The sequence below is a fragment of the Demequina sp. NBRC 110055 genome (genome assembly GCF_002090135.1).
Lineage (GTDB): Bacteria > Actinomycetota > Actinomycetes > Actinomycetales > Demequinaceae > Demequina.
Window position 1 is genome coordinate 161,097 of the sequence record NZ_BBRL01000008.1, and the last position, 24,124, is coordinate 185,220.

The 24,124-nt window shown below is 69.1% G+C and carries 25 protein-coding genes; 4 read left to right on the forward strand and 21 right to left on the reverse strand.

Going from position 1 to position 24,124, the window contains the following annotated elements; translation table 11 throughout:
• Nucleotides 1-3: 3 nt before the first annotated feature.
• The gene (locus tag B7K24_RS09975; protein WP_084130183.1) at nucleotides 4-591 is read left to right on the forward strand and encodes a TetR/AcrR family transcriptional regulator; all 588 of its coding nucleotides are present in this window, start codon (nucleotides 4-6) and stop codon (nucleotides 589-591) included.
• Here B7K24_RS09975 and B7K24_RS09980 read toward each other — a convergent pair.
• From B7K24_RS09980 to B7K24_RS09990, 3 genes are all read right to left on the reverse strand, one after another.
• Entirely contained in the window at nucleotides 588-1,157 is a 570-nt protein-coding gene (locus B7K24_RS09980; RefSeq protein ID WP_084130184.1) for a hypothetical protein, read from the reverse strand. The genes B7K24_RS09975 and B7K24_RS09980 overlap by 4 nt on opposite strands.
• Nucleotides 1,158-1,227: 70 nt before the next feature.
• On the reverse strand, nucleotides 1,228-2,088 hold the full coding sequence (locus B7K24_RS09985) for an ABC transporter permease (protein ID WP_084130185.1): 861 nt from the start codon (nucleotides 2,086-2,088) through the stop codon (nucleotides 1,228-1,230).
• On the reverse strand, nucleotides 2,085-3,047 hold the full coding sequence (locus B7K24_RS09990) for an ATP-binding cassette domain-containing protein (protein WP_084130186.1): 963 nt from the start codon (nucleotides 3,045-3,047) through the stop codon (nucleotides 2,085-2,087). The genes B7K24_RS09985 and B7K24_RS09990 overlap by 4 nt, the downstream gene beginning before the upstream one ends.
• Before the next feature lie 117 nt (nucleotides 3,048-3,164).
• Between B7K24_RS09990 and B7K24_RS09995 the strand changes: the two genes are divergently transcribed.
• Nucleotides 3,165-3,845, forward strand: a complete 681-nt coding sequence (locus tag B7K24_RS09995; protein ID WP_084130236.1) for a TetR/AcrR family transcriptional regulator — start codon at nucleotides 3,165-3,167, stop codon at nucleotides 3,843-3,845.
• Here the strand turns inward: B7K24_RS09995 and B7K24_RS10000 are convergent.
• The 7 genes from B7K24_RS10000 to B7K24_RS10030 all read right to left on the reverse strand — a co-directional run bounded on the left by B7K24_RS10000 (nucleotide 3,808) and on the right by B7K24_RS10030 (nucleotide 12,894).
• Nucleotides 3,808-4,506, reverse strand: a complete 699-nt coding sequence (locus B7K24_RS10000; RefSeq protein WP_084130187.1) for a response regulator — start codon at nucleotides 4,504-4,506, stop codon at nucleotides 3,808-3,810. The two genes, B7K24_RS09995 and B7K24_RS10000, sit on opposite strands and share 38 nt — an antisense overlap.
• Nucleotides 4,503-7,046 (reverse strand): ATP-binding protein, encoded by a 2,544-nt coding sequence (locus B7K24_RS10005; RefSeq protein ID WP_084130188.1) that lies wholly within the window; start codon nucleotides 7,044-7,046, stop codon nucleotides 4,503-4,505. Before B7K24_RS10005 ends, B7K24_RS10000 begins: the two co-directional genes overlap by 4 nt.
• A gap of 2 nt (nucleotides 7,047-7,048) precedes the next feature.
• Nucleotides 7,049-7,696, reverse strand: a complete 648-nt coding sequence (kdpC, locus tag B7K24_RS10010; RefSeq protein WP_084130189.1) for a potassium-transporting ATPase subunit KdpC — start codon at nucleotides 7,694-7,696, stop codon at nucleotides 7,049-7,051.
• 23 nt (nucleotides 7,697-7,719) lie between these two features.
• A complete protein-coding gene (gene kdpB, locus B7K24_RS10015) occupies nucleotides 7,720-9,861 on the reverse strand; it encodes a potassium-transporting ATPase subunit KdpB (protein ID WP_084130190.1) in 2,142 nt (713 codons plus the stop codon).
• On the reverse strand, nucleotides 9,858-11,531 hold the full coding sequence (kdpA, locus tag B7K24_RS10020; RefSeq protein WP_084130191.1) for a potassium-transporting ATPase subunit KdpA: 1,674 nt from the start codon (nucleotides 11,529-11,531) through the stop codon (nucleotides 9,858-9,860). The genes kdpB and kdpA overlap by 4 nt, the downstream gene beginning before the upstream one ends.
• Before the next feature lie 303 nt (nucleotides 11,532-11,834).
• Complete coding sequence (locus tag B7K24_RS10025) at nucleotides 11,835-12,134, reverse strand: DUF427 domain-containing protein (protein WP_084130192.1); 300 nt, start codon at nucleotides 12,132-12,134, stop codon at nucleotides 11,835-11,837.
• 76 nt (nucleotides 12,135-12,210) lie between these two features.
• Complete coding sequence (locus B7K24_RS10030) at nucleotides 12,211-12,894, reverse strand: NADPH-dependent F420 reductase (RefSeq protein WP_373994166.1); 684 nt, start codon at nucleotides 12,892-12,894, stop codon at nucleotides 12,211-12,213.
• A 55-nt stretch (nucleotides 12,895-12,949) separates the two neighbouring features.
• Between B7K24_RS10030 and B7K24_RS10035 the strand changes: the two genes are divergently transcribed.
• Complete coding sequence (locus tag B7K24_RS10035; RefSeq protein WP_084130194.1) at nucleotides 12,950-13,825, forward strand: HNH endonuclease; 876 nt, start codon at nucleotides 12,950-12,952, stop codon at nucleotides 13,823-13,825.
• A gap of 48 nt (nucleotides 13,826-13,873) precedes the next feature.
• On the opposite strand, the gene B7K24_RS10040 is transcribed toward B7K24_RS10035, so the two are convergent.
• Nucleotides 13,874-14,728, reverse strand: coding sequence for a CPBP family intramembrane glutamic endopeptidase (locus B7K24_RS10040; RefSeq protein WP_084130195.1), 855 nt, complete (start codon nucleotides 14,726-14,728; stop codon nucleotides 13,874-13,876).
• Nucleotides 14,729-14,734: 6 nt separating this feature from the next.
• Nucleotides 14,735-14,902, reverse strand: a complete 168-nt coding sequence (locus B7K24_RS13470) for a hypothetical protein (protein ID WP_159449216.1) — start codon at nucleotides 14,900-14,902, stop codon at nucleotides 14,735-14,737.
• A 106-nt stretch (nucleotides 14,903-15,008) separates the two neighbouring features.
• Between B7K24_RS13470 and B7K24_RS10045 the strand changes: the two genes are divergently transcribed.
• Entirely contained in the window at nucleotides 15,009-15,575 is a 567-nt protein-coding gene (locus tag B7K24_RS10045; RefSeq protein ID WP_084130196.1) for a dihydrofolate reductase family protein, read from the forward strand.
• Between the two features lie 65 nt (nucleotides 15,576-15,640).
• Here the strand turns inward: B7K24_RS10045 and B7K24_RS10050 are convergent, their stop codons facing one another.
• The 9 genes from B7K24_RS10050 to B7K24_RS10090 form a co-directional block, all read right to left on the reverse strand.
• A complete protein-coding gene (locus B7K24_RS10050; protein ID WP_200808323.1) occupies nucleotides 15,641-15,946 on the reverse strand; it encodes an SHOCT domain-containing protein in 306 nt (101 codons plus the stop codon).
• A gap of 76 nt (nucleotides 15,947-16,022) precedes the next feature.
• Complete coding sequence (locus B7K24_RS10055; RefSeq protein ID WP_084130198.1) at nucleotides 16,023-17,003, reverse strand: alpha/beta fold hydrolase; 981 nt, start codon at nucleotides 17,001-17,003, stop codon at nucleotides 16,023-16,025.
• 9 nt (nucleotides 17,004-17,012) lie between these two features.
• The gene (locus B7K24_RS10060; RefSeq protein WP_234986665.1) at nucleotides 17,013-17,456 is read right to left on the reverse strand and encodes a YbhB/YbcL family Raf kinase inhibitor-like protein; all 444 of its coding nucleotides are present in this window, start codon (nucleotides 17,454-17,456) and stop codon (nucleotides 17,013-17,015) included.
• Between the two features lie 157 nt (nucleotides 17,457-17,613).
• Nucleotides 17,614-18,411, reverse strand: coding sequence for an amino acid ABC transporter ATP-binding protein (locus B7K24_RS10065; RefSeq protein WP_084130200.1), 798 nt, complete (start codon nucleotides 18,409-18,411; stop codon nucleotides 17,614-17,616).
• A complete protein-coding gene (locus B7K24_RS10070; RefSeq protein ID WP_200808324.1) occupies nucleotides 18,392-19,063 on the reverse strand; it encodes an amino acid ABC transporter permease in 672 nt (223 codons plus the stop codon). Before B7K24_RS10070 ends, B7K24_RS10065 begins: the two co-directional genes overlap by 20 nt.
• On the reverse strand, nucleotides 19,063-19,902 hold the full coding sequence (locus B7K24_RS10075) for an amino acid ABC transporter substrate-binding protein (RefSeq protein ID WP_084130201.1): 840 nt from the start codon (nucleotides 19,900-19,902) through the stop codon (nucleotides 19,063-19,065). Before B7K24_RS10075 ends, B7K24_RS10070 begins: the two co-directional genes overlap by 1 nt.
• Nucleotides 19,903-20,257: 355 nt before the next feature.
• Nucleotides 20,258-21,082 carry an SDR family NAD(P)-dependent oxidoreductase gene (locus tag B7K24_RS10080; protein WP_084130202.1) on the reverse strand — a complete coding sequence of 275 codons (825 nt, stop codon included), beginning with the start codon at nucleotides 21,080-21,082 and terminating at the stop codon, nucleotides 20,258-20,260.
• Between the two features lie 22 nt (nucleotides 21,083-21,104).
• Nucleotides 21,105-22,904, reverse strand: coding sequence for a long-chain fatty acid--CoA ligase (locus tag B7K24_RS10085; protein ID WP_084130203.1), 1,800 nt, complete (start codon nucleotides 22,902-22,904; stop codon nucleotides 21,105-21,107).
• 80 nt (nucleotides 22,905-22,984) lie between these two features.
• Nucleotides 22,985-24,091 carry a branched-chain amino acid aminotransferase gene (locus B7K24_RS10090; RefSeq protein ID WP_084130204.1) on the reverse strand — a complete coding sequence of 369 codons (1,107 nt, stop codon included), beginning with the start codon at nucleotides 24,089-24,091 and terminating at the stop codon, nucleotides 22,985-22,987.
• Between the last annotated feature and the right edge of the window lie 33 nt (nucleotides 24,092-24,124).

A 24,124-nucleotide genomic window follows, 5' to 3' on the forward strand; every position in this document is an offset into this window, starting at 1 on the left:
GCGATGACCCAGGAAAGTCGCCCCGGAGGCACACGCCGAGGCCGCCGCAACGAACCCGGAAGGCGCGACACGATCATCGACGCCTGCCTGGACGTGCTCGCGCGCGAGGGAGTCGCCGGCACCTCGCACCGCAAGGTCGCCGCCCAGGCGGGTGTGCCACTCGGCGCGACCACGTACTACTTCGACGGCATGGACGGGCTGCTCCACGAGGCGTTCACGCGATTCGCCACCTCGATCAGCGATCGCTTCGAGCGCCGCATGACCGCTGCTGAGGACCTTGACGCGGCACGCGAAGCTGTCGTGGCCATCGTCCTCGAGGACGTCTTCGGCGACGATCGGGACCTGGTCCTCTCGCACGAGCTCTACACGCTCGCGGCACGCAAGCCCGCCTTCCGTGCGATCACATCCGCGTGGATGGCGCGCAGCCGCGCCGCGCTCGAACGGCACTTCGACGCCGAGACCACGCGCATGCTCGACGCGCTGATCGAGGGCCTCACCATCCATCGCGCGCTCGACGCGGAGCCGCGCGATCCCGGCGAGGTCCGCGCGGCCGTCGCACGCATCACCCGGGCGTCAGGGCTGCAGCACTAGCCGCAGAGGTCGCAGACCCCCGTCGCGGGAAGGTCGATGAAGCAGGTGGGGCACGGCAGCTCGGCGATCTCGGCACGCTTGCCGATGCCCATGTTGGTCACGCGCGGGGCCGGCTTGACCGGCTCGGGAACGAGGGCGATGGGGCGCAGGGCCGATGCGACACTCGCCTTGGCCATAGCCCCGTCGCTGGGCGAGGGGCTGGCGGCCGCCTCGGTGACCGCCCCGGAGGCGACCACAGCGGAAGGCGCGGCGGTCGCGGACTGAGCCGCGGCATCGGCCGCCTGGACGGCGTCGGCAAAACCGGGAAGCTCGAAAAACTGGCTCTCGCCGCCCTCGGGATGCAGAGCGACGTACATCGAGGTGATGAACGCGATGGGCTTGTCGGCGCCCAGCGGCTCGAGCGCGATGTACTGGCGTGACTCGGGGATGTAGACGTGCTCGTAGCGAAGGCCGCGGGTGATATCGCGAATCTTGTCGACGGCGCTCAGCGGGAGTTCATAGTCCGCCAGCGCGGCGTCGAGGGTGCGGAAGTAGGTGCGATATTCGAGGTCCAGCGCAGAAGTCACCGGAAGATCTTGCCGCATCCTCGGTGGCACCGATGACCACTCGAACCGTGTTAACGGGGCCGGAAAATTCCTAGCGAGGGTCGCGATATTTCCACATAGTGAGTGAACCGAATACTGCCACCAGCGCCGCCGACCAGCCCAGGGTGATCGCGAGCTCCGAGCCGATCTGCTCGCCGTTCATGAGCGCGCGGACACCCGTGACGAGGTCGGACACCGGGTTGACGTTGACCCACGCCTGGAGCCAGCCTGGCATGGTCGCCGGGTCGACGAAGATGTTCGAGCCGAACAGCAGCGGCATCAGCACAAAGCTCGCGACACCCATGATCGAGCCGGGCGTGCGCAGGATGAGCGACAGGAACGTCCAGATCCATCCCAGCGAGAACGCGAAGACCAAGAGAAGCGCGACGCCAAGCACCACGCCGACCACTCCTCCGGCGGGACGCCAGCCGATCGCCAGGCACACGATGGACGTCACGATCGACGCGACGATGAAGCGGACCGCGTCGCCCAGCAGCATTCCTACCAGGGGGGACGGGCGCCAGATGGGCAGCGAGCGGAAGCGATCGAAGACGCCCTTGTCGATGTCGGTGCGCAGCGTGGTGCCGGTGTACATCGTGATGAAGAGCACCGACTGCACCAGGACGCCGGGAGCGATGTAGGCGATATACGCGCTCACGGACCCCGCGATCGCGCCGCCGAACAGGTAGGTGAACAGCAGCGTCATGATCACGGGGAAGACTGTGACGTCGAAGAGCTGCTCGGGCACGTGCTTGATCTTGAGCAGCGCGCGCCAGCCGAAGGTCACCGAGGTCGACAGTGCGCTAGGGCGCGCAGGCCGTTCCGAGGACGCGAGGGCGTGCGCGATGGCGCTCGCCTGGGGCGCCGGGGCCGTCGTGGTTTCGGCCGATGCCGTGGTCTCGTCGGTAGTCATGCCGCCTCCTCCTCGGTCGCTTCAGCGGGCTTGCCCGTGAGCGAAAGGAACACCTCGTCGAGTGTGGGCTGGCCGAGGCTGAACTGCGCGAGGCCGATGCCCGCCGCGTCGAGCTCGGTCAGCGCCCTGGTGACACGGCCGCGGTCCTCGATGGACGCGGTGAGCGCCTGGGGGTCGGCGGGAGTGTCGACCTCGACGTGGAGCTCGCGCAGCAGGATTTCGCGGGCCGCCTCGCGGTCCGCGCGGTGCATCACGCGCACGTGCAACATGCCGGAGCCGACCGAGGCCTTCAGTTCAGTGGCCGTGCCCTCGGCGATGATCTTGCCGTTGTCGATGACGCTGATCTTGTCGGCGAGCTGGTCGGCCTCATCGAGGTACTGCGTGGTGAGCATCACGGTGGTGCCGTAGGCGACCATGGCACGAATGATGTCCCACACCTCATTGCGGCTGCGCGGGTCCAGTCCGGTCGTGGGTTCGTCGAGGAACAATAGGTCGGGCGTCACCACGATGGACGCCGCGATGTCGATGCGCCGGCGCATGCCGCCCGAGTACTTCTTGACCTGACGGTCGGCAGCCTCGGCGAGTCCGAACGCCTCAAGCAGTTCGGCACTGCGGCGCATGGCCGCCTTGGGCGTGAACCCGTAGAGCTTCGCGATGAGGCGCAGGTTCTCGGCGCCGGTGAGGTCCTCGTCGACGGACGCGAACTGGCCCGTCAGCGCCACTCGTGACCGCACCTCGTCGGACTGCGTACGGATGTCGTAGCCGAGCACCCGAGCCTCGCCGGCATCGGGCCTGATGAGTGTCGCGAGCATCCTGATCGCGGTGGTCTTGCCCGCGCCGTTAGGCCCCAAGAATCCGTGGACGCCGCCGCGTGCGATCGCGAGGTCGATCCCGTCGACCGCGCGGGTGTCCCCGTAAGTCTTCACGAGACCCGCGGTCTCGATCGCCAATTCCGCCATGCGTCCCTCTCCCCTGGTTCACGCCTGGTGTCCTTCTCGGTGTCCGCGTTAGCATGTAAACACCGTTCACATTGCGAACCCGTCCAGGGTAAGTCAGCGTTCGAGGGGGTGCAAGAGGTGCCGCAGATTTCCCCGAGCTATCACCACGGCGACCTGCGCGCCGCGCTCGTCGAGGCGGGCCTGGAACTCGCCCGCTCGGGCGGCCCGGCGGCAGTCACCGTACGCGAGGTGACGCGCGCCGCAGGCGTCTCCCCCGCATCGGCCTATCGCCATTTTGCGGACCACCGCGCGCTGGTGGTCGCCGTGGCCTTGGCGGCGCAGGGGCGGCTGGCGACGACGATGGAGGCGCGGATCGACGCGCTCGTTGAGAGGGCTGGCGTCGATACGGCCGATGCCGCCGTCGCCCGCCTACGCGGCGTCGGCCTGGGCTACATCGAGTTTGCGCTGGCCGAGCCGGGCTGGTTCGCGCTCGCGCTGCTCACGTTTGATCCCGGCGGGTCCTCGTCCTCGCGAGTGAGCGTGGACGCGGCGGTCCCTCCACCGTTCCAACTGCTCATCGACGCGCTCGACGGGTGTGTGACGGCGGGAGTGCTGTCGACCGAGGGCCGCATCAATGCCGAGTGGCCGTGCTGGTCGGCCGTGCACGGGTTTGCGGACATCGCCACGCGCGGACCACTTCAGGGCCAGGACGCACCGACGTTGACGGCGCTCGGGACCCACGTGGTGGACAGGATCGTCGCCGGCGTCCGTTCACGTTCCGTCACACCTCAAACCGATAGCCCGCCCCCGGGTGAGTGAGGATGTGCACCGGTGCGCCGGGGTCATCCTCGAGCTTGCGGCGCAGCTGCGCGGTGTAGACGCGCAGATAATGTGTCTCGGCGTCGTAGCCGGGCCCCCACACATCGTGAAGGAGTTGAGCCCGGCTCACCATGCGGCCACGGTTCCTCACGAGCGCCTCGAGCAGCGCCCACTCGGTCGGCGTGAGTCGCACCTCGGCATCCTTGCGGGCGACTGTCCGCCGGGCGAGATCGATGCGCAACGTCCCCGCTTCGATGACCGCGACGTCGACCGCGCCGTCGACCGGCTGCGCACGCCTGACCGCGGCGCGCAGCCGCGCGAGCAGCTCATTCATCGCGAACGGCTTGGTGACGTAGTCGTCGGCGCCGGCGTCGAGCGCGTCGATCTTGTCGTCGTTCATCTGTCGCGCCGACAAGACGACGATGGGCACGCGGCTCCACCCCCGGATGCCGGCGAGGACTTCGAGGCCGGACATGTCGGGCAGGCCAAGGTCGAGCACCACCACGTCCGGCCTGGCCGACGCCGCAGCGTCGAGCGCCCGCGCGCCGGTCTCGGCGGTCGTGACCTCCCACCCATGAGCGCGCAGGTTGATCGCGAGCGCGCGGGTGAGCCCTTCATCGTCGTCGACCACGAGGACCCGATTGCCCTGTCCGTCGGTCATGCGTGCCCCATGTCCCGATCCTCGCGCACGCGAGGCACCGTCACGACCATCGTGAGGCCTCCGCCCGGCGTGTCCTCGGGCACCACCCGCGCTCCGACCGTCGCGGCGAGGCCGTCGGCCACGGCGAGCCCCAACCCCACTCCCCCATCGGCGCCGCCATCGAACCTCTGGAAGGCCTCGAACATCACGTTCTTGCGAGACTCGGGGACGCCCGGGCCGGAGTCCGCCACGCGAATCACCACCTCGGCCCCGTCCGCCGCCGCCGAGACACGCACCGCCGTGCCGGGTGGCGTGTGACGCACTGCGTTCGACACGAGATTCTCCACCACACGCTCGAGGAGGCCAGGATCGGTCTCGACCAGCGGGAGGTCCTCCGGGAGCGACATCTTGACCGACGCATGCCACGGCTCGACGGCCGCGGGCACCACCTCCTCGAGCGAACTGGCGCGTAGCCGGGCGTGCACCGCGCCGGCCTGGAGCCGCGACAGGTCAAGTAGGTTGTCGATGAGCCGCTCCAGGCGCCCGGTGCCCTCCTGAATCGTCTTCGTCAGCGCCGCGCGGTCGTCCTCGTCAAGACGGATGCCGGACGCGAGCCCGTCCACCGCGGCCCTGATCGCCGCCAATGGAGTGCGTAGATCGTGCGAGACCGCGGCGAGCAGCGCATTCCGGGTACGCTCCGACGCCTCGAGCCTTCTAGCGGCGTCCGCCTCCTGACGCAGGCGCCGGTGTTCGAGCACAATGCGCATCTGGCTTCCAAACGCCTCCGCGACTTCGCGATCGCTCCCGGCGAGGGGCCGGCCGCACAGCACCATGCGGTGCCGCTCGTCGATGTCGACCGTCGCGGGATCGGCGCATGGCGCGTCGGCACCGGCGGCTGCAAGAACTCCCCACGGCGCGCGAGCCCCTTCGCGCTGCTCGAGCCTCACCTGATCGAGCCCGAACACCTCACGAAGGCGGCTCACGATCGCGTCGGCCGTGTCGTCGCCCGACAGCACGCTGCGCGACAAGGCGGCGAGCGTGGACGCCTCCGCCCTCGCACGGTATGCCTGCGCGGTGCGCCTCGACGCGAGATCCACCACAGAGGCCACCGCAGCGGCAACCACGACGAAGACCACGAGCGCGAGCACGTCGCTCGGCTGGTCGATTACGAGCCGGCCGGTGGGCTCCGTGTGCAGCAGGTTGAGGGCGAGGAACGACAGGACCGCCGCGACAAGCGCCGGCCACAGCCCGCCGATGAGCGCGACTCCGACCACCACCGCGAGTTGGAGCATGAGCGCGGCCGACAGGTCGTCAGCACCCCCGGCCCCCGCATCGGCCACCCAGGCCACGACGAGCGGCGCCGCGATCGCGGCCAGCCACCCGGCCGCGCGCCGTCCGCGCGACATGGAGGAGGTCCGCGATGGCGGCCTGGTGCCGGCGCCGGCGTGCTCATGCGTCACGAGGTGCACGTCGATGGCGCCGGACAGACGAGCGATGGCATCGGCCGACGAACCCGACAGCGCCTGGCGCCACCGGGAGTGTCGTGACACCCCCACCACGATCATCGTGGCGTTGACTCCGCGCGCGAAGTCGACGACGGCAAGGGCCACGTCCTCGCCCGCCACCGTGTGAAAGGTGCCCCCGAGCGACTCGATGAGCAGCCGCTGGTTCGCGATCGCGGCGGGCGGAGCAGCCGGCAAACCATCGGTGGGGAGCACGTGCACCGCGATGAGTTCCGAGCCGGCGGAACGCTGGGCGATGCGAGAGGCGCGACGGATCAGCGCCTCGCTCTCGGCACCGCCCGTGACCGCCACCACCACACGCTCGCGGGCGGGCCATGTCGCGTCGATCTCGTGGTCGGAACGGTAGCGCGTGAGGGCATCGTCGACCCGATCCGCGAGCCACAGCAGCGCGAGCTCCCTGAGCGCCGTGAGGTTACCCTCTCGGAAGTACTTCCCGAGCGACGCGTCAACCTGCTCGGCCCGGTAAATGTTGCCGTGCGCGAGGCGCCGGCGGAGCTGCTGGGGCGAGAGGTCGACCAACTGAATCTGATCGGCCTCGCGCACCACGTGGTCCGGCACCGTCTCGCGCTGGCGCACGCCCGTGATGGCCTCGACGTCATCCACGAGCGAGGCGAGGTGCTGCACATTGACGGTGGTCACGACGTCGATACCGGCGTCCAACAGCGCCGTGACGTCCTGCCAGCGCTTGTCGCGGGCGGACCCCGGGGGGTTGGTGTGGGCGAGCTCGTCCACGAGCGCGACGTCAGGGGCGCGTGCGATCACCGCATCGACATCGAGGTCGGTCAGGGTGACCCCACGGTGCTCGAGCACGCGGCGCGGGATGACCTCCAGGTCGCCGATCTTGTCGGCGGTGGCCACTCGGCCGTGCGTCTCGACGAGGCCAATCACCACATCGGTGCCGCGCAGCTTTCGCCGCTCCGCCTCGTCGAGCATCGCAAAGGTCTTGCCCACGCCCGGGGCGGCGCCCAGATACACGGTGAGGCGCCCGCGGGAGGAGGGTGCCTCCGTGGTGGATTCCGCGGGATCGGCGACGGTCATGATCACATTGTGTCCGCGGGAGCCGCCTGCTCAAGGGACGTGTTGAGCGCGAGTACGTCCACGTAGGGGTCGCCGAGTACGCCGAGCGTCCGTTCGTGGGTCGCCTCGGCCACCAGCGCCATGACCGTGGCCTCGTCCAGTCCACGCTCGCGCGCCACCCGCGCCACCTGGAGCGAGGCATAGGCGGGGCTGATCGCGCCGTCGAGGCCTGATGCGGACGCGGTCACGGCATCGGCCGGAACCTCGTCAACGGGCACCGCCTCGCGCGCGGCCACCTCGGCGCGGCGCTCGGCGATCGCGGCGACAAGGTCAGGGCTCTCCGGCCCCAAGTTGGAGCCGCCCGAGGCCAGGGCGTCATAGCCGTCGCCGGCCGCCGAGGGGCGGGGTAGGAACCACTCGTCTCCCGCGAACGCCTGGCCGATGAGTGCGGAGCCGGCCGCCTCGGCACGGTCGGTGGTGCGCTCCCCCGTCGCGGTCACGAGCGACCCCGCCGCCTGCCACGGGAAGGCGGCCCGGGCAACTCCGGTGATGAGCAACGGGTACGCGACCCCACACACCACGGTGAACACGGCGAGCATCGTCAGGCCTGTCATTGATGCCCGGGCGAGTGCACGAAAGGAGGACGTGGCGGTCAGTCGAATCGAGTGCATGGTGAACTCCTTGCTGGTGGCCGCTACAGGCCCAGGACGGTGAGGATGATGTCGATGACCTTGATCCCGAGGAACGGGGCGATGAGGCCGCCGACGCCGTAGATCCACAGGTTCCGAGCCAGCAGCGCGGAGGCGCTGGACGGGCGGTACTTCACACCCCTGAGCGCCAGCGGCACGAGTGCCACGATGATCAACGCGTTGAAGATGACGGCCGAGGCGATCGCCGTCTCCGGGCTGGTGAGCCGCATGATGTTCAGGGCATCGAGCCCCGGGATCAGCGGCGCGAACATCGCGGGCAGGATTGCGAAGTACTTGGCGACGTCGTTCGAGACGGAGAAGGTCGTGAGCGCCCCCCGCGTGATGAGGAGTTGCTTGCCGATCTCCACGATCTCGATGAGCTTGGTGGGGTTCGAGTCGAGGTCGACCATGTTCCCCGCCTCCTTCGCGGCGGAGGTGCCGGACGCCATGGCCACCCCCACATCCGCCTGCGCGAGCGCGGGGGCGTCGTTCGTACCGTCACCTGCCATCGCGACCAGGCGCCCGCCGGCCTGCTCGCGCTTGATGAGCGCGAGTTTGTCCTCGGGAGTGGCCTCGGCGAGCACGTCGTCGACGCCCGCCTCGGCGGCGATGGCGCGCGCGGTGATGGCGTTGTCGCCAGTGACCATCACGGTGCGGATGCCCATCGCGCGCAGGCGGTCGAACCGCTCACGCATGCCCGGCTTGACGACGTCCTTGAGGTGGATGACGCCCAGCGCCGCGGCGGCACCGTCTCCCACCTGCCTGGCGATCACGAGCGGCGTGCCGCCTTCGCGCGACACCGCCGCCACCGCATCGGCCACCGCCGTCTCGGCGGCCGATGCCTCGGCCAGGCCAGTGCGAGCGTCACCGCGGGTAGCGTCGATCCAGGTGTGGATGGCGCTCGCCGCTCCCTTGCGCAGAGAGATCGCACGCTCGGCGTGCCCGGCGGGGATGTCGACGCCGGACATGCGCGTGTGGGCGGAGAACTCGACCAGCGTGGCCCCGCGCGGTAGCGGGGAGGCGTCGGCGTCCGGCCGCGCATCCACCAGCTCCACGATCGAGCGCCCCTCCGGAGTGTCGTCCGCGAGGGACGCGAGGCGGGCGGCGTGGGCGAGCTCCGCGGGCGCGATGCCGGGCGCCGGGATGAGCTCGCTAGCCCGCCGGTTGCCAAAGGTGATGGTGCCCGTCTTGTCGAGGAGCAGCACGTCGACATCCCCGGCGGCCTCGACCGCGCGGCCGGAGGTCGCGAGGACGTTGCGTTGGACCAGGCGGTCCATGCCGGCGATGCCGATGGCGGACAAAAGCGCACCAATCGTCGTCGGGATCAGGCACACGAGCAACGCGACGAGCACCACGATGTCCTGCCGTGCGCCGCTGAACGCCGCGAAGGCTTGCAGCGTCGCGACGGCGAGAAGGAACACGACCGTCAGCGAGCTGAGCAGCAACCCCAGCGCTATCTCATTGGGCGTGCGCCGGCGCTCGGAACCCTCCACCAGGGCGATCATGCGGTCCACGAAGCCGTGGCCGGGCCGCGCGGTGACGCGCACCACGATCCGGTCAGACAAGACGACGGTGCCGCCGGTCACGGCGCAGCGGTCGCCGCCCGATTCACGGATGACGGGCGCGGACTCTCCCGTGATCGCCGACTCGTCGACGGACGCAATGCCCGCCACCACGTCACCATCGCCCGGGATGACCTGACCGGCGTCGACGACCACGAGCGCGCCCACGGTCAGTTCCGACGCGGCAACCTCGACCGTGGTCCACAACCCGGGGTCGTCGAGATCGGCGTCGGCGCCGATGACGTGCGCGACGGTGTGCTGCTGGGTGGCCCGTAGCGACGCGGCCTGCGCCTTGCCGCGCGCCTCCGCAATCGCCTCCGCGAGCGCGGCGAAGAACGCGGTGGCCCACAGCCACAGCGTGACGACCCAGCCGAAGACGCTCGGGCTCGCGATCGCCAGGACAGTGGTGAGAGCCGCGCCTGCTTCGACAATCAACAGCACCGGCGAGCGCCAGAGGCGACGCGGGTCGAGCCCGCGCGCGGCGCCCGGAAGCGCGGCGCGCACCTGCGCCCAACTCAGACCACGCGAAGACGAGACGGGAGCGGCGCCCGCGGGGGCATCGGCCGGGGAAAGGGTGGTGGTCATGACAGCGCCTCCGCGAGGGGACCGAGGGAGAGGACGGGAAGGAAGGTGAGACCCACGACGATCACCGCGACCGCGGCGACGAGGCCGACAAAGAGCGGCCGATGCGTGGGCAGGGTGCCCGCAGACGTCGGGACCGTACGTTGAGAGGCCAGCCGGCCCGCCAAGGCGAGCACAATCAAGATCGGCACGAACCGACCGAGCAGCATGGCGACACCGAGCGCGGTGTTGTAGAAGCCGGTGCCGGTAGCAAGTCCCGCGAATGCCGAGCCGTTGTTGTTGCCGGCAGAGGCGAAGGCGTAGAGCACCTCCGATAGCCCGTGCGGGCCGTCCTCCTGGATGCCGGCGAGCCCGGGAGCGACGGAGACGGCGAGCGCGGCGCCCGTCAGGACGATGGCCGGGGCGGTGAGGACGTACATCGCGACCAGCGTCATCTCGCCCTGGCCGATCTTCTTGCCCAGGTACTCGGGCGTCCGGCCCACCATGAGGCCCGCGACAAAGACCGCGAGGATGGCGATGACGAGCATGCCGTAAAGACCCGCGCCCACGCCGCCGGGGGCGACCTCGCCCAGCAGCATGTCGACCATGAGCACGGCACCGCCGGGAGCGGTGAAGGAGTCATGCATAGAGTTCACGGCGCCGGTCGACGTCGCCGTGGTCGACACCGCGAACAGGGCGCTGGCGGCGGTGCCGAAGCGAGTCTCCTTACCCTCCATGGCCACGCCGGCGAGCTGGGGCGCGGTCCCCGGTCCGGACATCTCCGCCCACGTGGTGAGGGCGAGGGCGCCCAGCCACAGTGTCGCCATCGCGCCCAGGATCGCCCAGCCCTGCCTGCGGTCGCCGACCATGATGCCGAAGGTGCGCGGGAGGGCCGACGGGATGAGCAGCAGGAGGAAGATCTCGAACAGGTTGGTGAGGTGCGTGGGGTTCTCGTACGGGTGTGCGGAGTTGGCATTGAAGAAGCCGCCGCCGTTGGTGCCGAGTTCCTTGATGGCCTCCTGCGAGGCCACCGGGCCGCCGAGCGCGGCCTGAGTACCGCCCTGCAGTGTCGCGATCGTGGAGTGCGGGTCGAGGTTCTGGATCACCCCCTGAGCGACGAGCACGACCGCCGCCAGGACCGACAGTGGCAGGAGGATGCGCACCACGCCCCGCGTAAGGTCGGACCAGAAGTTACCGATGCGGCCGTCGGTGCCGGAGCGGGCGAAGCCGCGGATCAGCGCGACCGCGACGGCAAGTCCCACCGCTGCGGAGACGAAGTTCTGGACGGCGAAGCCGATCATCTGCAGCAGGTGGCCCGCGGCGGCCTCGCCGGAGTACCACTGCCAGTTGGTGTTGGTGGTGAAGCTGACGGCGGTGTTCCAGGCGCCCGCGGGATCGAGACCGGTGAAGCCGAGGTTCCACGGCAGGTACGCCTGCAGGCGGCCCAGCCCGTAGAGCACGAGGACCGACACGAGCGAAAAGCCGAGGACCTGCATGGCGTAGGTGCGCCAGCGCTGGTCGGTGTGGGCATCGACGCGAGCCGCTCGATACCAGGCGCTCTCAATGCGCCAGTCTCGCTGCGACGAGTAGACACGCGCCATGTAGCCGCCCAGCGGCGCGTGGGCGAGGGCGAGGAGCGAGATGAGGATGCCCGCCTGACCGACCGCGGCGAGGACTTCTGCCTGTGTCGTCATCGCGTTACCGGTTCGAGGCGTCGTGCAGCATCAGCGCGACCACGTACACCGCGGCTGCGGCGAGCGCGGCGATGAAGGCGAGGTCCGCGGCGCTCACTTGGCGCCTCGGCGGATGAGGAGGGCGAGGACGCCGAAGGCGGCGACCGTGAGGGCGACATAGATCAGATCGTTCACGGCTCCCGGTCTACTCGCGGATTCGGGCGCCGCCCAGGGGCGTTAACGGATCCTTGACGGTGGGCCCATAAACGCTGACGGGCCCCTGACGCGAAGTGCGTGAGGGGCCCGTTGCAGGATGTGTGGGTATTACTCGGTGATGTCGACCGAAGGATCGAATGCGACGTAACCCGCGAAGTTTTCGCCCACGCGTTCTGAAGCGCCGGGGAGCGGATCGGGCGACCATGCGGCATCCGCGTGGGTCGAGCCTCCGGCGCGCGCGTCGAAGTACTGTGCGTCGCCCTTCCACGGGCAGTGATAGTCGGTCGGGCTGACCGCGAGGGCGTCCGGCACGATGCTCTCGGGCGGGAAGTACCAGTTGCCCTCGATGCGCACCAGGGAGTCCCGATCCGCTTCCGCGATCACGGTGTCATTCAGGATGGCTTTCATGGCTCCTCCTTCGTCGAGGTCATGCAGGCGTCATGGGGCGGGCGCGGACACACGCGCGCCGCCGTGCGTTGTCGCACTACTGCTGCTGGACACGCTCGGTGTTCGCGGAGATCTCGCGCAGTTCCGCCGCCGTCATGGGCTTGCCGTATCCGGGCGTGTCGCGCTCCAGGCGCCAGCTCTCATCGAGTGTGCCGAGGTCGACAGCGTCGTAGCCGAGGTCGTCGAGGAATGCCGCGGCCACCTCCTTGGCCTGGCCGTCTTGGCCGAAGATCGCGAGCGCGCGGCGGGTGGGCGTGCCGAAGGGCGTCGCGTCGCGCGGGATGTCCTTGGCGTTGATGTGGTTGAACGCCTTCACCACGTGGGACTCGGGCAGATGCTTCTGTAGGAGTCCGCTGGTGGTCGACATGTTGGTGTCGAGCGCGGCGATACGCCCGTCGCGACCCGGGTAGTAGTTGTTGGCGTCGAGCACGATCTTTCCCACAAGCGGCGCCTGCGGGAGCGTCTCGATCGCACTGAGCGGGATGGCGACCAGGACGATGTCTCCGGCCGCGGCAGCCTCGTCGATCGTGGCGGCGCGGGCGTGTTCCTGACCCAACTCTACGATGAGGTCGCCGAGCGTCTCGGGCCCGCGCGAGTTCGCGATGACCACGTCGTGGCCGGCGGCGATCGCCGCCTTGGCCACATTGCTGCCGATGTTGCCTGCTCCGATGATGCCGAGTGTGCTCATGGTTCGGGCAACGCAGGCAGTGCGGGCGGGTATTCCACGAGCGGCCGATGCCCTAGCTTCCAGGGGCTTTTTGCGGCAAGCTGCCGGCATGGAATCGGCCGCGAGCGCTGCGCTACGTACACAGATATTCGAGCAACTCGCAAAGACCGCTCCGTCCTCGCACCTCGTCAGCCGTGCCGAGTTGCTCGGTTTCAACGTCGGTGGAGAACGCCTGCCGCTCATCGACTACTCACGTGGCATCCGCAACCCGAAGCAGCTCGATGCGACGTTGAGCGTGGTGTCGTCGGCCGACGGCCCCTACGCCGACGAACAAGTCGCGCCCGGGATCTGGCGCTACGACTTTCGCGCTGGCGGCACCGGCGGCGACAACCGCAAGTTGATCGCGGCACACCGGCTGGGCGTTCCGATCATCCTCTTTCGCAAGCTGCGCCCCAACCTCTACCAAGCCGTCTACCCCGCACGTGTGGCCCACGTCGACCACGACAACTCGCGCGTGCTCATCGCGCTCGACGAGTTGGCCGATCTCGCCGACCACGAGCAGTCGCCCATCGAGCGCGAGTGGGCGGAGTACATCGCGAAGCGCCGTGTGCATCAGCCCGCCTTCCGCGCCATGGTGATGCGCGCTTACGAGACGCAATGCACCGTGTGTCGCTTCAAGCACGGCGAGCTTCTTGACGCCGCCCACATCACCGCCGACTCCGATGCCGCAGGTGACGCGGTCGTCACGAATGGCATGGCGATGTGCAAGATTCACCACGCGGCGTACGACCAGAACTTCCTAGGCGTCTCCCCCGACTACCGGATCCAAATCAACGCAGCACTCCTCGACGAGGTCGATGGACCGATGCTCAAACACGGCCTCCAGGAGATGCACGGAGCGACGATCACCCTGCCCTCGCGCCGGGGCGACCGTCCCGATCAGGATCGTTTGGCGACGCGCTTCGAGACGTTCCTCGCGCAGTAGAGGCACTCGTCGACTTCGAGGGCAGCGTCTGTGGCGGCTCGACAGCCGTCAACGAGGAATTGCCGACGTGAGAGCAGGCAACCCGTACCGCTCGCGCCCTACCCGCCCATCGACGAGAAAGAGCAGAACTACCCCAAGCACCGGGATCAGGAACCCGAAGGCAAGCATCAAGATCACAGGTGCACCATCCATTTCGAATGCCACGTCGGCCTGGGCCGCCACGAGAAACCCTGCGAGGTCGATTCCGGCATGAAGCACCATCGACCAGATGATGAGCCTCGTGGTGACCATGGCGACGAACAGCACCACCCCGGCGCCGAACGCGAAGATCACCTGGCCGATCACGCCGAGCCCGTCGATGGGCTCCAACCCGTCGACGCCGACCACGTTTCCCACGTGAACCAGGGCAAAGATGGCGGCGCTTCCCCACGCGACGTCGCGTTCACGATCCCCGCCGCGGCGCAGGCAGGCAACAACGATGCCACGAAAGACAAGACCCTCCGCAAACCCGACGCACATCGCGTACACCGCGAGAGCCCCGACCACTCTCGGGTTCATGAGGCTGTAGTCCACGACGGCAAAGCGCGCTACCAGCACGACTGCCACCAGCACGAGCCCGACCCACTGGCCACGCCTGACGCCGAGTGGCTGCACGCCAAAGATCTCGCGGCCCCAGCCGAGAGAACGGACGAACACGAGCGTGACGACGCCCATGATCGCCACGGGAAGTGCGAGGTCGAGCACCACGTACCGTGCGCCGCCCAGCGGGTCGGCACGCGACTTCTCGACCCCCATGGTCGTGACAAGCCACCCGATCCCCCGGAAGACCAGCCAATATGCGATGGCGGCGAGAAGAGCACGCCACAGCCCGCCGACCTGCCACCACTCGCGCCACGCCGTCACCGCACGTCACCCCTGCGAGACATGTCGCGTGGTCCACAGCCTCCACGCCGTCGATCCGGCGACCATCACCACACCAGCGAGCGTCCACCACATCTGCAGCAACAACGAGGCGCCTGCCGCGGCAATTGCGATGACCAGGAGGATCACCTCGAGGTCCCGGCGTGTCCCGTTCATCACGTCCCTTTTGTCGTGCGCCGTCTAGAGCGTCCAGCCTGTCACGCTCCGGGCGACCACGCCATACGCCGCGCACAACCGCCGCGCCCGACGTAGCCTGCCAAGCATGGGCCGCCTCATCGTGGAACAGCACGTCACCGCGGACGGCTTCGCCGCGGGTCCGAACGGCGAGCTCGGCTGGGTTGACGGTTCCGTCTCGGAGCCCGGCCCCATGGTCGACCAGGCCCTCGCCGAACTCGAGAACACTGACGCCATCCTGCTGGGCGCCACTACCTACCGGCTCTTCATCTCGTACTGGCCGACAGCCGTCGACGACCCGCTCGCCGAACCCATCAACAGGCTCCCCAAGCACGTCGTATCCCAGACACTGCCCGAGGCACCGTGGGGCGACCGCGCCCCCGCCACCGTCGAGGCTGGCGAACCCGCAGCAACTGCTGATCGCCTCAAGCAGACCTACGACCGCGACATCATCCTGTGGGGAAGCCTGCAACTCGCGAGTACGCTGATCGAGGCCGGCAAGGTCGACGAGGTGCGCCTCCGCGTCGCACCGGTCGCGATCGGCCAAGGCATCCCCGTGTGGGACCTCGACTACCGGCCGATGCCGCTCACGCTGAGGTCTGCCACTCCCCTCGCCACGGGTCAGGTCACGCTGATCTACGACGTCACGACCTAGGCGGGCGAGCACAAGAAAACAGGGCCGCCCGCGCCACGCGCGGACGGCCCTGTGTGGCTCGCCACTCAAGCATGTCCCATGGCGGCGAGCCGGGCCTGGTACTCCTCGAGGTCGATGTCCCCGCGTGCCAGGCGCTCGTCGAGGATCTGCTTGGGTGTCGCGTTCTCGAGCGACGCCTCGGGCGCGGCGGGCGCCTGGCCGGCCACGGCATCGGCCGTCGGAACGGGCTGCACCGCCTGCGACGGACGGTTGTCCGCGAGCAGGCGGACGCTCAGGTAGATGAACGCTCCAATAACGGCCGCTCCGAGCAGCCAGAACACGCCCGCCCAGATGGTCGGGGCCAACGAACTCGTCACTTCGATTCCACGCATCATGCTCCCTCTCTGGCACCCGCACGGGCGCCTCATGAGAACAAGATTCCTCCCAGAACCTGGGAGGAACCTGGGACTATGCCACGGAATCGCGCACAGTTGTGCGGGCACCGCCCACCACGACCGGCACGGTCGCCCACCACCGCTCCAGCATCCGAGCATGCTCCTCGGGCGCGTCGATCCAGGGCATGTGCCCCTCGCCGTCGCGCACGCGGACCTCGCTCACCGGGGCTGCTGCGGCCCACCGCCGGAACTCAGCCTCGCGGGCGAAGGGATCGGAACTGCCGAGCACCCACAGTGACGGCGCCTGGAGACGGGCGACGTCCGCCCGTCCCACGCCCCAGCCTGCGCGGATGCCGGACCAGCCGGCGACGGAGCGCAGCAGCTCCAGGTCGTTGGCGTAGGTGTCGGTGTCGCGGGCCAGCGCCACGCGCCAGGCGAAGTCCTCGTCACTCAGTCCGCCGCGCTTCACGGTGTGTCGATGGCCGATGCTTGCCAAGGACTTCCGTATCTCCCGCTCCCCGACCGGGAAGCGAGAGACCGCGCTCGACACGGCACCGAGGGTCGCCGCCCTCATGTGCCAGGGCAGACGCATGCCGCGCACGGCGGGCGCACCCTCGAGCACGACAGAGCGCACGAGGTCGGGACGCTCGCCCGCGAGCAGCAGCGCGGGCATCGCGCCGGCGGAACTCGCGACGAGGTCGACGGGCGCGGTGGCAAGGTCCTCGATGACGGCGGCGAGGAAGCCGCTGGCGGCGGCGCGAAGCGTCTGAGGCTGGCTGAGGTCGCCCGCCATGACGTCGCTTGAGCCGCAGCCAGGCCGGTCGACAACGATGGAACGCACGCCCCTCAGTGCGCCTACGAGCGGCGCGAACATGCCACCTGCCGAGGGCGTGCCGTGCACGAACACCACGTCGTGGCCCGCGCCGGTGGTCAGCGCCCGGACCTCGCCGCCGCCGGGCGCCAGCACCCGGTGCTCGACCGTGTCGACTCCGTGGCTCGCCCACATCGCGGCCTCGGCGGCCTCGTAGCGGGCCCTGTCCTTCACCCGAGCCATGCGCGTTCCCTACGCCGAGAAGGTGGCGACCAGACGCGCCTGCTCGATGACGGCATCGGCGCTGTGGTGGAGGAAGCCCGCGCGCGACGGGGTGCCGTCGACGGGCTCGGACAGGGCGTAGACCCAGAAGTAGTAGTGGTGGGTGCCGTGACCGGCGGGCGGGAAGGGGCCCACGTAGCCGCTGCCGCCGGTGTCGTTGGGGCCCGAGCGGGCGGCGGTGACGTCGATCTCGCCCTCGACCGCCGGGATGCCATACAGCGTCCAGTGCGTGAAGCCGGGAGGCATGGGGGCGTCGGGGTCGTGGCAGATCAGTGCGAGTTCGACGGCACCCTCGGGGATGCCGCTCACCACGAACTGCGGCGGAGTGGTGGCGTCCTCGCCTGCGAAGGCGTCGGGCACGCGCTCACCATCGGTGATATCGGGGCTGGTCAGGGACAGATCCTTCACCTGCATCGTCACTCCTTCGTTGGCTTCACGCAGGAAACGCGCGGCGTGCGGTGAGGATTCCTGACGCCAACGACGGTGGAGGTCCCATGGGACGCACGAATCTGCTGAGAGCGACGGTGAGCGTCCCATGGGGTGTGGGGGCCGAGCGGGTGGGGCGCGGCGGTTACAGCGGGTGAGTGAGGCGGCGCACAAATTGGCGCGTGCGCTCCTCGCGCGGCTCCCCGAGCACCTGCGCGGGCGGACCGATCTCGAGCACACTGCCAGCGTCGAGGAAGGCCACCTGGGTGGCGACCTCGCGCGCGAACTGCAGCTCATGCGTGACGACGACCATGGTCCAGCCCTCGGCGGCGAGGTCGCGCATGAGGAGCAGGACCTCGCCCACGAGCTCGGGGTCCAAGGCGGAGGTGGGCTCGTCGAACAGGAGCAGCTCGGGCTTCAGCGCGAGCGCGCGCACGATGCCCACGCGCTGCTGCTGACCACCCGAGAGCTCATGCGGGTACGCGTCGGCGCGGTCGGCCAGCCCCACGCGCTTGAGCAACTCGAGGGCCTCACGCTCGGCCTCCTCGCGCGGCCGCTTCTGCACCACGATGGGGCCCTCGGTGATGTTCTGCAGCACCGTGCGGTGAGGGAACAGGTGATAGTGCTGGAAAACCATCGCGGAGCGATCGCGCAGGGCGGCACGCTGACGCTCGGCGGCGGCCGGCTTCGCCGCACCCAGCACACCGAAGTCCACGGCGACCTCGCCGATCGAGACCACGCCGGCATCGGGCGTCTCGAGACCGTTGAGGCTGCGCAGCAGCGTGGTCTTGCCGGAGCCGGAGGCGCCGATGATGGCGACCACCTCACCCCTCGCGACCGAGAGGTCGACGGCACGCAGCACCTGGTGGTCCCCGAACGACCTGGAGACGGCGGAGACGGTCAGCAAGGGCTCGGCGGGCAACTCAGCGGGCGACGGCGACATGGCGGTCGAGCCTCCTTTCGAGGGCGTTCTGTCCGGCGGACAGCGCGAGGCACACGACCCAGTAGACCAGGCCGGCCTCGACATACAGGAGCATGAACTCCTGGGTGAAGGCGGCGATCTCCTGCGCCTTGCGGAACATCTCGCTCACGAGGATCAGCGACGTGAGCGACGTGTCCTTCACCAGCGAGATGAAGGTGTTGGACAGCGGCGGCACCGCGACCCGTGCGGCCTGCGGCAGGATGACCCGCGTCAGGGCCGTGCGGCGGGACATGCCCGCCATGTAGGCGGCCTCCCACTGGCCCTTGTCCACGGACAGGATCGCAGCGCGCACCACCTCGGCCGCGTAGCCGCCCACGTTGAGCGACAGCGCGATGATGGCCGACGGCCACGGATCGATCGTGAGCCCCAGCGACGGCAACCCGTAGAACACCACGAACAGCTGCACCAACAGAGGAGTGCCGCGGATCACCGAGATGTACAGCCGCGCAATCCCGGCGAGAAGTCGGTTGCGCGACAGGCGCGCGAGCGCCGCGGCGACCGCGAGCACCATCCCCAGCGCAAACGATGCAAGCGCGAGGGGAATGGTGCCGGCGACCGCCGCGAGCGCGAGCGGGCCCAGCGAATCCCAGAACAGGGGCCAGTCGATATCCATTACGCGGCGGGTTCCACCGAGACGTCGTCACCGAAGAACTCGTTCGAGATCTCCGCGAGGGTGCCGTCCTCGGCGAGCGTGCCGAGCGCCTCGGAAATCGCGTCGGCGAGGGCCTGGTCACCGCCGGCGAGCGCCACGGCGCTCTGCGAGTAGTCGTCGGTTTCCGCGGCGACCTTGAGACCGTTCTCGCCGTTGGTGTTCGCGTAGTCGAGCCACGTCAGCTTGTCGTTGATGGTGGCCTCCACGCGCCCCTGCTGGAGCAGCTCGACCGACTGGGCCCAGCCCTCGACGGCCTCGATGTTGGCGCCGGCGTTCTTGGCCTGCTGGCCGAAGGCGGAGGTGAGCGACTGGGCGAGTGTGCGGCCCTCGAGGTCGTCGAAGGATGCGATGTCGGTGTTGTCCTCGGTCGTCACGAGCACGCCGTTCGAGTAGGTGTACGGCGTGGAGAACGTGTAGACCTCCTCGCGCTCGGGCGTGATGCCCACCTGGTTGAAGACCGCGTCGAAGCGGCCGGCCTCGAGTCCCGTGAGCAGCGCGTCCCACTGGGTCTCCTCGAACTCGACCTCGACGCCCAGCTGCTCGGCGACCGCGCGGGCCACCTCGACGTCGTAGCCGGTGAGGTCGCCGGTGCCGTCGGCGTGGAAGGTGAAGGGACGGTAGGTGCCCTCGGTGCCCACGATCAGCACGCCGGCGTCCTCGACGTCCGTGAGCGAGGTGTCGGTGGCGCTGTCGGTGCCGGTGGCCGATGCGGCGGCGTCGCTGTCCGCGTCCGTCGAGCAGGCCGCGAGCGCGAGGGTCGAACCGAGCACGACGGCGGGAAGAGCGAGACGGAGATTCATGGGTGATGCCTTTCGAGAACATGGCGCGGCGGGGCGTCCGCAGCGCCGGTGCAAGGGGGTGCGCCCGAGGCGCGGTGACGAGATGTCAGGGGTGGCTGCGCCGTGAGGCAACTGCCGGTGCCGTCAACGGACGGCGGGCCGATGCGACGATCGCCGCACGGGCCGGGCTCGGCTGACGAGGTGGTTCAGGTGGTCAGAACCGGTCAGCAGGAGCACATGGAGACGCCGCGACAACACGGCATGCACATCGCGCGGAGCGCGGGCATGGACAGCGTGTTGATGAGGGGGGCGTTCATGGTGTGATTCAACCACGGATCCCCGGCACTTTATTCCACCCGGTAGAAATGCCTGGTAGTTATGCGTCGATGCTCACCATGGCGGCCGAGCGCTCCCACAGTTCGAGCGCAGTGACCGCGTCACCGACGAGCGGATTGACCTTCGCCGCGACCTTCCGGTCGATGTAGAACGCACCGGGCTCGAAGCCGGAACCGGGGGTTGCTGTGGCGAGCCAGATGAGCTGGTCGGCGCCCTTGTCGGGGGTGCGCGTCAGCAGGCGCTTGAGGGGGCCGTGATACAGGAACCGGATCGCCCCGCGCGAGTCTGCCGCAAAGTTGGTGCCCACCACTCCGGGGTGGAACGACACCGCGCTGAGCGCGTCGCCGTGACGGCGCTGCAGCTCCTCCGTGAACAGGATGTTGGCGAGCTTGGCGTTGCCGTACGCCGCCATCGGGTCAAACGAGAACTCGCCCTGGAGGTCGGCGATATCGAATTTCGCGTACAGGCGCGCGGCGAGCGACGACGTCTGGATGACGGTGGCTCGGCTGTCGCGCAGAACGGGGAGAAGTTCGTGCGTCAGGAGGAAGGGCGCCAGGTGGTTGACCTGGAATGTCCGCTCGAAGCCGTCGACCGTAAGCGCCCGCTCCCCCATGACGCCGCCGGCGTTGTTGGCGAGCACGTCGATGGTGTCGTGCCGCTCGCGTAGCGTGGCGGCGAGAGCGCGCACCTGTGCGAGGTCGGCAAAATCGGCGACATGGTGCTCGATGCCCAGCCGATCGGCGACCGCGGCGGTCTTGTCGGGGTCGCGCCCGACGATGACCACGCGGTGCTTGCGCCGCACTAATTCCTTGGCTGCCGCGGCGCCGATGCCGTCGCTGGCTCCGGTGATGACGATCGTCTTCATGTGTGTGCCAACGCGCGGAGGGTCAGGCCTGTTTCTTCTTCTTCGAGTAGATCTGCTCGATCACGTCGGAGAAGTGCTCCATCACGACGGCGCGGCGGATCTTGAGCGACGCGGTGACCTCCTCGCGCGCCTCCGTGAACTCGCGCGGCAGGATGCGGAACTCCTTGATCGCCTCGGCCTTCGACACCTGGGTGTTGGCGGCCGCGACGGCGCGGCCGATGAGCTCGCGCACCTTCTCGTTGACGGACGCCGTCTCGAGGTCCATCTCGGGAAGGTCGTGGGCGGCAAGCCACGCGGGCAGCAGCACCGGGTCGAGCGTCACCATCGCCGAGACGAAGTGGCGGCCGTCGCCGAGCACCACCGAATCCTGGATGGCGGGGTGCGAGCGCAGCTGATCCTCGAGCACCGCAGGCTGGATGTTCTTGCCCGAGGACAGCACCAGGATTTCCTTCTTGCGACCGGTGATCACGACGTTGCCGTCGACGATCTCGCCCAGGTCTCCCGTCGAGAACCAGCCGTCGTGCATGACCTGTACCGTCGCATCGGCCGCATTCCAATACCCCGAAAACAGGCCGACACCCTTGGCGAGGATCTCGCCGTCGGCGTCCACGCGGATGGCGCAGCCGGCGATGGGGCGGCCCACGGAGCCCATGACCTGGTCGTCCAGCGGCGTGCCGATGACGGCGGCGGTGGTCTCGGTGAGGCCGTAGCCCTGCATCACCGTGAGGCCCAGGCCACGGAAGTAGTGGCCGATGTTCGGGGTGAGTTTCGCTCCACCGGCCAGCACGTACTCGAGGTTGCCACCGAGGAGCGCGCGGATCTTGCCTAGGACGAGCTTGTCGGCGACGGCGTAGCGGGCCTTGAGCGAGGCCGAGGGACCGCCGGCCTCCTGCGCGCGAGACATCTCGCGAGCGACCTTGGCCGACCAGCGGAACAGCACCTTCTTGATGCCGTGCATGGAGGTGTCGGCGCGGTTGTAGATGGTCTCGAACACGCGCGGCACCAGGGGCATCCAGGTGGGCTTGAAGTTCGCGAGGTCGTCCACGAGCGTCTTGTGGTTGGGCGTGAAGCCAATCACCGATCCGCTGTACAGCGCGAGCACCATCGCGAGGCGCGCGAACACGTGCGCCAGCGGCAGGAACAGCAGCACGCGCGTCTTGCCCTGCACGAACCCACCGAAGCTGGGGTCCAGCTCGATGTTCGCCGAGTGCTCGACGAGGTTGCGGTGCGTGAGCATCGCGCCCTTGGGGCGGCCCGTGGTGCCGGACGTGTAGATGATCGACGCGAGGTCGTCGAGGCGAACGTCTGCGGTGCGCGCGTCGAGGTCGGCGTCGGTGACGGCGGCGCCCGAGGCGACGAGGGCGTCGAGCCCGGCGGCCGTGAGCGGCAGAATCTGCGGGGCGTCCTCGAGGTCGGCGAGCATATCCTGATTGGCCTGCGACTCGACGGCGACGACGGAGATGCCTGCATCGCCGATGGCCCACTCGCACTGCGAGGCCGACGAGGACGGGTAGAACGGCACCGTCACGGCGCCCGCGGTGAGGATCGCGAAGTCCATGACGGACCACTCCAGGCTCGTGTCGCCCATGAGGCCCACGCGGTCCCCCGGCTTCACACCCGCGGCGACGAGGCCCTTGGCCACGGCGCGCACGCGCTCGTGGAACTGAGCGAGCGTCACGGGCTGCCAGACGCCCTCCACATCCTTCACTTCGGCGAAAGCGCCGGCGGGGTTCGCGGTCGCGCGTGCGGCGAGCATCGCAGACAGGTGAAAGCGGTCGTCGACGGTCGCGAGACCGGGGGCGATCATCTCGTTCTGAGCCATGCTTCAGCCTAACTTACGCCTGCGTAACTTACGGCGACGTAGGTCCTACCTGAGGATGATTTTGGGGCGGCCTTGCCGAACTAACGGACCCGACGCATCCAGCCGTAGACGTCCTCGGCGCGGCCGTACTGGATGTCGGTGAGGCGCTTGCGGATGGCCATGGTGACCTCGCCAGGCTCTCCCCCGCCCACCGCGAGGTCGAAGTCGGGCGAGGCGAGGCGACCCACGGGGGTGACGACGGCTGCGGTGCCGCACGCGAAGATCTCGGCAATGTCACCGGACTCGAGGCCGGAGCGCACCTCGTCGAGCGTGATGTCCTTCTCGATGACCTTGCGGTTGTCGTCCTCGAGCAGCTGGTTCACGGAAAAGCGCGTGATGCCCTCGAGGATGGTGCCGGTGAGGCGCGGGGTCTCGACGGTGCCGTCGCGGCGCACGATGTAGACGTTCATGCCACCCAGCTCTTCCAGGTAGCGGTCGTCCTTGGCGTCGAGGAACAGCACCTGCTGGCAGCCGTGGGCGTAGGCCTGCTGTTGCGGCAGCAAAGAGGCCGCGTAGTTGCCGCCGCACTTGGCGTCGCCGGTGCCGCCGGGGCCCGCGCGGTGAAATCCCTGTGCGACCCAGATCGACACGGGCTTCACGCCCCCGGGGAAATACGCACCCACGGGCGAGGCGATGACGAGGAAGTCGACGGTTCTGGCCGGACGCACGCCCAGGAACGCCTCGGAAGCGAACATGAAGGGGCGCAGGTACAGGCTCGACTCCTCGACGCCGGGCACCCACTCGTGGTCCATGTCGATGAGGGCCTCGATCGCGCCGATGAAGTCGTCGACCTCAATATCGGGCAGGGCCAGGCGGTACGCGGACTTGCGGAAGCGCTCCGCGTTGGCCTCGGGGCGGAACAGGTGGATGGAGCCGTCGGCCCAGCGGTAGGCCTTGAGGCCCTCGAAGATCTCCTGCGCGTAGTGCAGCACCGCTGCCGCAGGGTCCATCTGCAGCGGGCCGTAGGCCTCGACGCGGCGGTCGTGCCACGCGTCGTCGCGGAACTGCATGCGCGCCATGTGGTCGGTGAACTGGACGCCGAACGCCAAGTCCTTCAGCGCCCCCGCGCGAGCCTCGGGGGTGAGCGCGTGCGCGTTGGGGCGAACCTCGAAGGCTCCCGCGGAGGACGGTGCGGCGGTCTCGGTCACGTCAGGGCCTTTCGAGTCGTCTCTGGCGGGACA